Annotated in this window: 6 protein-coding genes; 5 read left to right on the top strand and 1 reads right to left on the bottom strand. The window is 74.3% G+C overall.

Features of this window, described 5'->3' with window-relative positions; translation table 11 throughout:
* Nucleotides 1-3 precede the first annotated feature (3 nt).
* Genes ACWDX9_RS33155 through ACWDX9_RS33175 form a run of 5 tightly spaced genes read left to right on the top strand, consistent with a single transcriptional unit; the run spans nt 4 to nt 6,161 of the window.
* Nucleotides 4-426: a hypothetical protein gene (locus ACWDX9_RS33155; protein ID WP_449960907.1), complete on the top strand. Its 423-nt coding sequence runs from the start codon at nt 4-6 to the stop codon at nt 424-426.
* A complete protein-coding gene (locus ACWDX9_RS33160) occupies nt 423-950 on the top strand; it encodes a PadR family transcriptional regulator (RefSeq protein WP_449960910.1) in 528 nt (175 codons plus the stop codon). The genes ACWDX9_RS33155 and ACWDX9_RS33160 overlap by 4 nt, the downstream gene beginning before the upstream one ends.
* The gene (locus ACWDX9_RS33165) at nt 947-1,639 is read left to right on the top strand and encodes an ABC transporter ATP-binding protein (RefSeq protein WP_363982765.1); all 693 of its coding nucleotides are present in this window, start codon (nt 947-949) and stop codon (nt 1,637-1,639) included. The genes ACWDX9_RS33160 and ACWDX9_RS33165 overlap by 4 nt, the downstream gene beginning before the upstream one ends.
* Nucleotides 1,636-3,849, top strand: coding sequence for an FtsX-like permease family protein (locus tag ACWDX9_RS33170; RefSeq protein ID WP_449960912.1), 2,214 nt, complete (start codon nt 1,636-1,638; stop codon nt 3,847-3,849). Before ACWDX9_RS33165 ends, ACWDX9_RS33170 begins: the two co-directional genes overlap by 4 nt.
* Nucleotides 3,850-3,857: 8 nt before the next feature.
* The gene (locus tag ACWDX9_RS33175; protein ID WP_449960914.1) at nt 3,858-6,161 is read left to right on the top strand and encodes a penicillin acylase family protein; all 2,304 of its coding nucleotides are present in this window, start codon (nt 3,858-3,860) and stop codon (nt 6,159-6,161) included.
* A 15-nt stretch (nt 6,162-6,176) separates the two neighbouring features.
* Here the strand turns inward: ACWDX9_RS33175 and ACWDX9_RS33180 are convergent.
* The coding region (locus tag ACWDX9_RS33180; protein WP_449960917.1) for an ATP-binding protein at nt 6,177-8,194 on the bottom strand (2,018 nt) is incomplete at its 5' end.

Genomic DNA, 8,194 nt, shown 5'->3' on the forward strand with positions numbered 1-8,194 from the left:
AGGATGCCGAGAAGTGCGCCGGACCGGGCGCGTGACCTGTGGGCGGCCCTGGCCGGCACCCCCGTCACGTTTCCCGCGAGCGGGGACGCCGGTGACTTCGTCGCCGCCCCGCCCGTCGCCGAACGCCTGCCGGCCGATCACCCGGCGATCCGGGCCCTGCTCGAATCGGTGCCGGAGGAGGAGGCGGACGAGTCCGGCCTGGAGGAGATCGCCTCGGCCGCCTACGCCGTCCGCGAAGGCGGGGACGTCCTCGCCGCCGCCGGCTTCCGCCCCTGGCTGGACGCGGCCGCGCCCGCGCGCTCGGCTTCCGCGAGCACGGCGCGCAGATCAGCATCCGCCTCTAGGACCGCTCGCAGGCCGAAGATCCGGCGAGCTCGGCGTTTATACGCCGCGGATATACCCTCAGAGTATAGTCTCCCGGCATGAGCGTTCCCCTTGCGCTGCTCGGCCTCCTGGAGCGGGAGCCGAGCCATGGTTACGACCTGAAACGCGACTACGACACCTACTTCGGCGGGGGCAGGTCCCTGCCGTTCGGCCAGGTGTACTCCACGCTCGCCCGCCTGGTCAGGGACGGCAAGATCGCCGCCGGGCAGAGCGAGCCGGGCGACGGCCCCGACCGCAAGCGCTACGCCATCACCCCGGTCGGCCGGAGCGAGGTCGAGAGGTGGCTGGCCGAGCCGGTCGAGGCCGAGCCGTACCTGCAGACGGTGCTGTTCACGAAGGTCGTGCTGGCGCTGATGCTGGGCCGCGACGCGGCGGGCTACCTCGACGCCCAGCGCGCCACGCATCTGCGGCGCATGCGGGAGCTGTCCGAGATCAAGCGCGGCGGCGCGCTGATCGACACGCTCCTCGCCGACCATGCCCTGTTCCGGCTGGAGGCCGACCTGCGGTGGATCGACGTCACCCAGGCCAGGCTGGGGGCGCTGGCCGAAACGGTGCGCGAACGATGATCGTCAACGCTCTGCTGCGGGCCGAGGGCATCAGCCGCTCCTTCGGCAGCACGCCCGCGCTGCGGGAGGCCGGCCTGTCGGTGGCCGCGGGCGAGGTCCTGGCCATCATGGGGCCCAGCGGTTCCGGCAAGTCGACGCTGCTGCACTGCCTGGCCGGGATCTTCACCCCGGACACCGGCGAGGTGTGGTTCGACGGGCGGCGGCTCGACACGCTGGACGACGGCCGCCGCAGCGAGCTGCGGCGTACCGCCTTCGGGTTCGTCTTCCAGTTCGGCCAGCTCGTGCCCGAGCTGACGGTGGCCGACAACGTGGCGCTGCCGCTGCTGCTCGGCCGTACCAGACGCAAGCAGGCGTACGCGCGGGCCGCGTCCTGGCTGGAGCGGCTGGAACTGGCCGGGCTGGGCGGGCGGCGTACCGGGGAGCTGTCGGGCGGGCAGGCGCAGCGGGTGGCCATCGCGCGGGCGCTGGTGACCGGGCCGCGCGTCATCTTCGCCGACGAGCCGACCGGCGCGCTCGACTCGCTCACCGGCGAGCACGTGATGAACCTGCTGGTGGGCCTGGCCCGCGAGGAGGGCGCCACCGTGATCGTGGTGACGCACGACGCCCGGGTGGCCGCCTGCGCCGACCGCGAGGTCGTGGTGCGCGACGGCAAGGTGACCGACCCGTACGCCGGCGGGGTCCTCCGATGATCTCGCTGGGGCTGCGGTTGTCGCTGCGCAGCGGCAGGGAGACGGCGGCCCGGCTGGCGCTGATCGTGGCCGGGGTGGCGGTCGGCGTCGCGGTGCTGCTGGCGACGTTGTCGCTGTTCAACGCCTTCCAGGCCACCGGCGACCGGCCCTGCTGGGAGTGCGCGCGCGGCACGGCGCCCAGCGGCTGGGCCCTGGACGCCACCGGCGACGGCGCTCTGTGGAACCTCCGCGAGGACTTCTACGCGGGCCGGACGATCACCAGGCTCGACGCCGCCGCACTCGGCGGCCGGGCGCCGGTCATCCCGGGCCTGTCCCGCATGCCCGGCCCCGGCCAGTACTACGCCTCGCCCGCGCTGGCCCGGCTCCTGGACTCGGCGCCGCGCGAGCAACTCGCCGCCCGCTTCCCCGGGACGCGGGCGGGCCTGATCGGCCGGGCCGCGCTGGCCGGGCCCGACGAGCTGGTCATCGTGGTGGGCGGGACGCCGCAGCAGGTCGCCGCCATGATCGGCACCCGGCGGGTCGACACGATCGCCACCGAGCCGGCGGTCGACCGGAGCGCGGACGTCTATCGCTTCGGGTTCGGCATCGCCGCCGTCGGGCTGATCGTCCCGCTGCTGGTGCTGGTGGGCACCGCCACCCGGCTGGCCGCCGCCCGCCGCGAGACGCGCTTCGCGGCGATCCGGCTGGTCGGCGCCACCTCCCGGCAGATCAACATCCTCGCCGCGGTGGACGCCGCGCTGGGCGCGCTGCTCGGCGCGCTGGCCGGCGTCGTGCTCTTCCAGCTCGTACGGCCGGTCGTGGCCGGGATCCGGATCACCGGTTCGCGCTTCTTCCCCGAGCTGGCCGTCCCGAGCCTCTGGCAGTACGCGGCCGTGCTCGCCTGCGTGCCCGTCGTCGCGGCGGCCGCCTCCCTGTGGTCACTGCGCCGGGTGCGGATCTCACCGCTCGGCGTGGCCAGGAAGGCCGCCCCGCCGCCGCCGAGAGCGTGGCGGATGGTCCCGCTGCTCGCCGGACTGGGGCTGCTCGCGGGTCCGGCGTTCAAGGACGGCAAAGCCGACACCCTGCTCGCCAACGCGGGGATCGCGCTCACCATGGCCGGGCTCGTGCTGGCCGGGCCGTGGCTGACGATGCTCGGCGCGCGCCTGGCCGCCCGGCTGACCCGCGGCGCGGCGACGCTGCTGGCCGCGCAGCGCCTGGCCGCCGACCCGAAGACCGCGTTCAGATCGGTGAGCGGGCTGGTGCTGGCGGTGTTCATCGGGACGACGATCGCGGCCCTCGTGCCCACGGTGGTCGCGGGCCAGCGGGCCGTGGCCGGCGGCACGCTCAACGACGTGCTGGGCGCCACGCTCTGGCGGCCGGGCATCGCGAGCCTGTCGCCGCGGGCGGCGGCGGACCTGCTCGCCCAGGTACGCGCCCAGCCCGGCGTGGACGTGCTGCCGATCTACGCCAGGGCGGATCTGGAGAGCCTGCGCCCGCCGCCCGACGGCTCGCCGCCCGCGACCTCCGTCGTCGAGTGCTCGAACCTGGCCCGCTTCCCCGTGCTCGGCCGGTGCCCCGCGGGCGCGCAGGCCGTGCTGGGCCGGTTCGACCGCGTCGTCGGCGCCGACAATCCCCTCACCATCGACAAGCTCCTCCCGCTGGCCGGACCGGCCAGCGAGTCCGCCTCCGCCGCCGGGCTCGATCTGATGGCCGTCATGATCCGTACGGGTGACGCGGCGACGCTGGAGCGGCTGCGTACCCTGGTGGCCGGCTACTCCGCGCAGGCGCCGATGACCTTCGCCGAGGTCGCCCAGGTCAGGGCCGACCTGTACACCAGGGCGGAGAGCATCGCGCTGGCCATGGTCGCGCTCACCCTGGTCGCGGGCGGCTGCAGCCTCGTGGTGGCGGTCGGCGGCGGCCTGGTGGAGCGCAGGCAGCCGTTCACGCTGCTGCGGCTGGCCGGCACGCCCAGGCGGACCCTGGCCACGGTGGTGCTGCTGGAGTCGGCGCTGCCGCTCGTCCTGGCCGCCGTGCTCGCCGCCGGCGCCGGCTTCGCCGTGGCCGAGCCGCTCATCGGCCAGCTCGCGATGAAGGGCGCCTCGCTCGCGATGCCCGGGCCGGTCTACTTCGCCTCCCTCGGCGGCGGCCTGGCCGCCTCCCTCCTGGTGATCCTCACCGCCCTACCGCTGCTCGGGCGCATGACCGCGCCCGACAACGCGCGTTTCGAATAGGAGTTGCGATGAAGCTGAAATCGGCCGCGCTGATCGCGCCGGCCCTGGTCGCAGCCGTCATGGTGGTGGTGCGCACCGACGCGCCCGCCCTGGCGGACGACGGTCGCTACTCCGCCGAGATCCGGCGCACCGAGTACGGCATTCCCCACATATCCGCCAAGGACTACGGCGGGCTCGGATTCGGGTACGGCTACGCCTTCGCGCAGGACAACCTCTGCGTGCTGGCCTCCTGGGTGGTGACGTTACGGGGCGAGCGGTCCCGGTACTTCGGCCCTCAGGCGAAGTCCGACGACCCGGTCCGCCCGGTCGCCAACCTGGTCAGCGACGTCTACTACAAGAGCGTCGCCGACTCCGGCGTGGTGCCTCGGCTGCTGGCCCGGCGATCGCCGCTGGGCCCGACCGGCGAGCTGCGCCGGCTCGTGGACGGCTACGTCGCCGGGTACAACCGCTACCTGGAGCAGACCGGCGTGGCGAACCTGCCGGATCCCACCTGCCGGGGCAAGGCCTGGGTCGGCCCCATCACCGCGACCGACCTGTGGAACAACCTGCTCGACCTCAGCCAGATGACCGGCATCGCCGGGATGAAGGAGTACGTCGTCGGAAAAGCCGACGCCGAGGGGCCGGAGCGCAGGCCCGCCGCGGGCAGCAACGCCTGGGCGCTCGGCCGCCGGGCGACCCGAGACGGCCACGGCATGGTGCTGGCCGACCCGCACTTCCCCTGGAACGGGATCCGCCGCTTCTATCAGGTGCAGCTGACCATCCCCGGCGTGCTCGACGTCTCCGGCGGCAGCCTGTACGGCACGCCGGTCGTCCAGATCGGCCACAACGCGACCACGGCCTGGACCCACACGGTCTCCCACGCCCAGCGGTTCAACCTCTACCGGCTCGACCTCGTGGACCGCACCAGCTACCGGGTGGACGGCCGGACCGAGCCGATGGGCCACCAGAAGGTGCGGGTCACCCTCCAGGACGGCACCGTCGTGGACCACACGCTCTATACCTCGCGCTACGGCCCGGTGCTGGCCGCCGGGCAGACCGGCGAGGTCGCCTACGCGCTGGCCGACGCCAACGCCGGCAACCTGCGCGCGGCCGACGAGTGGCTGGCGATGGCCAGGGCGCGGAACCTCACCCAGCTGCGTGCCGCCCAGGACACCTACCAGGGCATGCCGTTCGTCCACACGCTCGCCACCGACGTCGGCGGGAGCGCCTACTTCGCCGACACCTCGATGGTCCCCCACGTCACCGACGCCCAGGCGGAGCGCTGCGGCAAGCCCTCCCCCATCCAGGGCCTGGAGGAGTACGTCCTGGACGGCTCGACCTCCGCGTGCCTGTGGGGCAAGGACCGCGACGCCGTCGTGCCCGGCGTCTTCGGGCCCGGCGGCCGGCCGAGGCTGACCCGCGCCGACTACGTGGCCAACTCCAACAACACCTTCTGGATGACGAACCCGTCGGCACCGCTGACCGGCTACCCGCGCGCGTTCGGCAAGGCGCGTACCGACCTGGAGCCGCGCCCGCGCGTCAGCCTGGACATGATCGCCCAGCGGCTGTCCGGCGCCGACGGGCTCGGCGCTCCCGGCTTCACCCTGGAGACGCTGCAGGCGAGCGTGCAGGGCAAGCGCAATTACACCTTCGAGCTCATGCGCCCGGACCTGCCGAAGCTGTGCCGTGACAGCACCCTGACCACGTCCGATGGCAAGCGGGTGGACGTGCGCGAGGCCTGCCGGACACTGCTCAAGTGGAACGGGCGGGCCACCCTGGACGGCCGGGGGGCCATCCTGTGGCGCGAGTTCTTCGGGCGGCTGGGGCGCCCCACCAAGCCGGGAGAGCCCGTCTACAGCCCGTGGCGGGTGCCGTTCGATCCCGCGCGCCCGCTGGCCACCCCCCGGGGTCTCAAGAGCGACGACCCGGTGGTACGGCTGGCCCTGGCCGACGCCGTGGCCGCCTTCCAGGCGGGCGGCGTCCCCCTGACGCTCACCCCGGGCCAGGCGCAGCGCTACTCCTCGGTCCCGATCCCCGGCTGCACCGAAGGCGAGGGCTGCTTCGACAGGGTACGCATGAGCGGCATCCTCGGCGCGGACGGGCGCTACCCGGAGGTGGACACCGGTTCGACCTTCATGATGGCCGTCGAGCTCACCCCCGCCGGGCCGCGTACGCGGACCATCCTCACCTATTCGCTCTCCGCCGACCCCAGCTCGCCGCACCACACCGACCAGACGGTCCTGTTCTCGCGCGGCCAGTGGGTCACCGAGCGTTTCACCGAGGCCGAGATCGCCGCCGACCCGGAGCTGAGGACCTCCACCGTGCGCGGATGATCTGGTCGGGGGCCGTCAGCGGTCCCCGGTGAGGCCGAGGCGGGCGGCGAGCCTGCTCCGTACCGGATCGTCGCCGGGCCGGTCGAGCTCGTCGAGGATGTCCAGCGCGGCCCGCCACTCCCGGCGGGCCGCCGCCTCGTCACCGGCGGACTGGTGGGTGTCTCCGAGGTTGAGCAGGCACGCCGCCTCCTCCCCGCGGTCCCCCACCTCCCGGAACAGCCGCAGAGCGTGCCGGTAGCGGCCGGCGGCCCGGTCGTGGTCGCCGGCGCGGTGGTAGGCGTAGCCCAGGCTGTCCAGGGCGGCCGCCTGGCCGTACGGGTCGCCGAGCGACTCGAACAGGGCCACGGCCTGCTCGCAGTGGTCGACGGCCTCGCGGTGGTGCCCGAGTTCGGCGTGCTCCCAGCCGACGGAGTTGAGGATGTCGGCGGTGCTGCTCTTGTCGCCCAGGTCCCGGTACAGCTCAAGTGCCCGCTGGGCGTGCGCGAGGGCCTCGCTGTGGCGCTCCTGAGCGCTGAACACCATGGTGAGGCTGTGGTTCGCGCGAGCCTGGAGCGCCAGGTCGCCGAGCCGGGTGGCCAGGTCGAGCGCGTGATCGAGCTGGACGCGGGCGTCGTCGTAGCGGCCGAGCCGCAGATGGGTGCGGGCGATGGTCTGGTGCGCCCGGCACTGCCCGACGAGGTCGCCCTGGTTCCGGGCGGCGTCCAGGGCGGCCTGCTGCGTGGTGAGGATGTCCTGCCGGCGTCCCTGGCGGTTGAGATAGTCGGCCAGCGACCAGGCCAGCTGCCAGGCGTGCGTGGCCAGCCCGGCGTCGGCGGCCCGCCTGACCGCCCACAGCAGCGCCTGGATCTCGGCGGCGAGCCAGTCGGCGGCCTGCTGGTGGTCGCGCAGGACGACCGGGACGGCGCCGGGGGCGAGGGGTTCGGTCAGCTGGATCGCCCGCCGGTTCGGGTAGAACAGCAGGGCCGCCGCGTGCGCGGTGTGCAGGTAGTGGTCGAGCAGGCGGCGCAGCGCCGCGTCGCGCTCGGCCTCGGTGTCCTCGGCGTACGCCCGTTCGGCCGCGTAGTCGCGCAGCAGGTCGTGGAGGGCGAAGCGGCCGGGAGCGTGCTCGGTGACCAGGTGCGCGCGGACCAGCCCGGCCATGGGCCGCCGGGCGTCCGTGCCCAGGAGGCCGGCCGCGGCGGGCGGCGGGATGTCCGGTCCCGGGTGCAGGGCCAGTAATCGGAACAGCCGGGCCGCCTCCGGCTCCAGCGCGCGGTACGAGGCGGCGAACACGGTCCGCAGGTCCGCCGACAACTCACCGGCGTCCAGCGCGTCGAGCCGGTTGGACTCCGCGCGCAGCTCCTCGGCCAGGGACGCGAGCGGGAGCCACGGGCTCATCAGGGCGCGGGCCGCGATGATGCTCAGCGCCAGCGGCAGCCCGGCACAGCGCTCCACCAGGGCGGCCACCGCCTCCGGCTCGGCGTCGACCCGCTCGGGCCCCAGGTGGTGCACCAGCAGCCGGCGGGCTTCGGCGGCGTCGAGCACGTCCAGCGGCACGTGGCGGGCGTCGTGGCCGGCGATCAGCCCGGGGAGCTGGTTGCGGCTGGTGACCAGCACGGTGCAGGAGGGCGTGCCCGGCAGCAGGGGGACGACCTGGGCGGTGTCGCGGGCGTTGTCGAGCACGATCAGCAGGCGTTTGCGGGCCGTCAGGCTGCGGTAGAGCGCCGTCTGCTCCTCCGGCCGCTGCGGGACGGCGGCGGGATCCGCGCCGAGCGCGCCGATCAGCAGGCGCAGGGCCGTCTCCACCGGCATCGGCGCGTTCCCGGCGTCGAATCCGCGCAGGTCCAGGTAGATCTGCCCGTCCGGGAAGCGGTCCACGTGGTGGTGCGCCCAGTACAGGGCCAGCCAGGTCTTGCCGATGCCGCCGTACCCGCCGATGGCGGAGATCATCGCCACCCGGTCCCTGCCGTCGCCGGTCAGCGCGTCGTCCAGGGTGGCCAGCTCGCGCGGGCGTCCGACGAACACCGGCGGCGGCGCGGGCAACTGGCGCGGCA

It is taken from the genome of Nonomuraea sp. NPDC003201, from assembly GCF_053590415.1.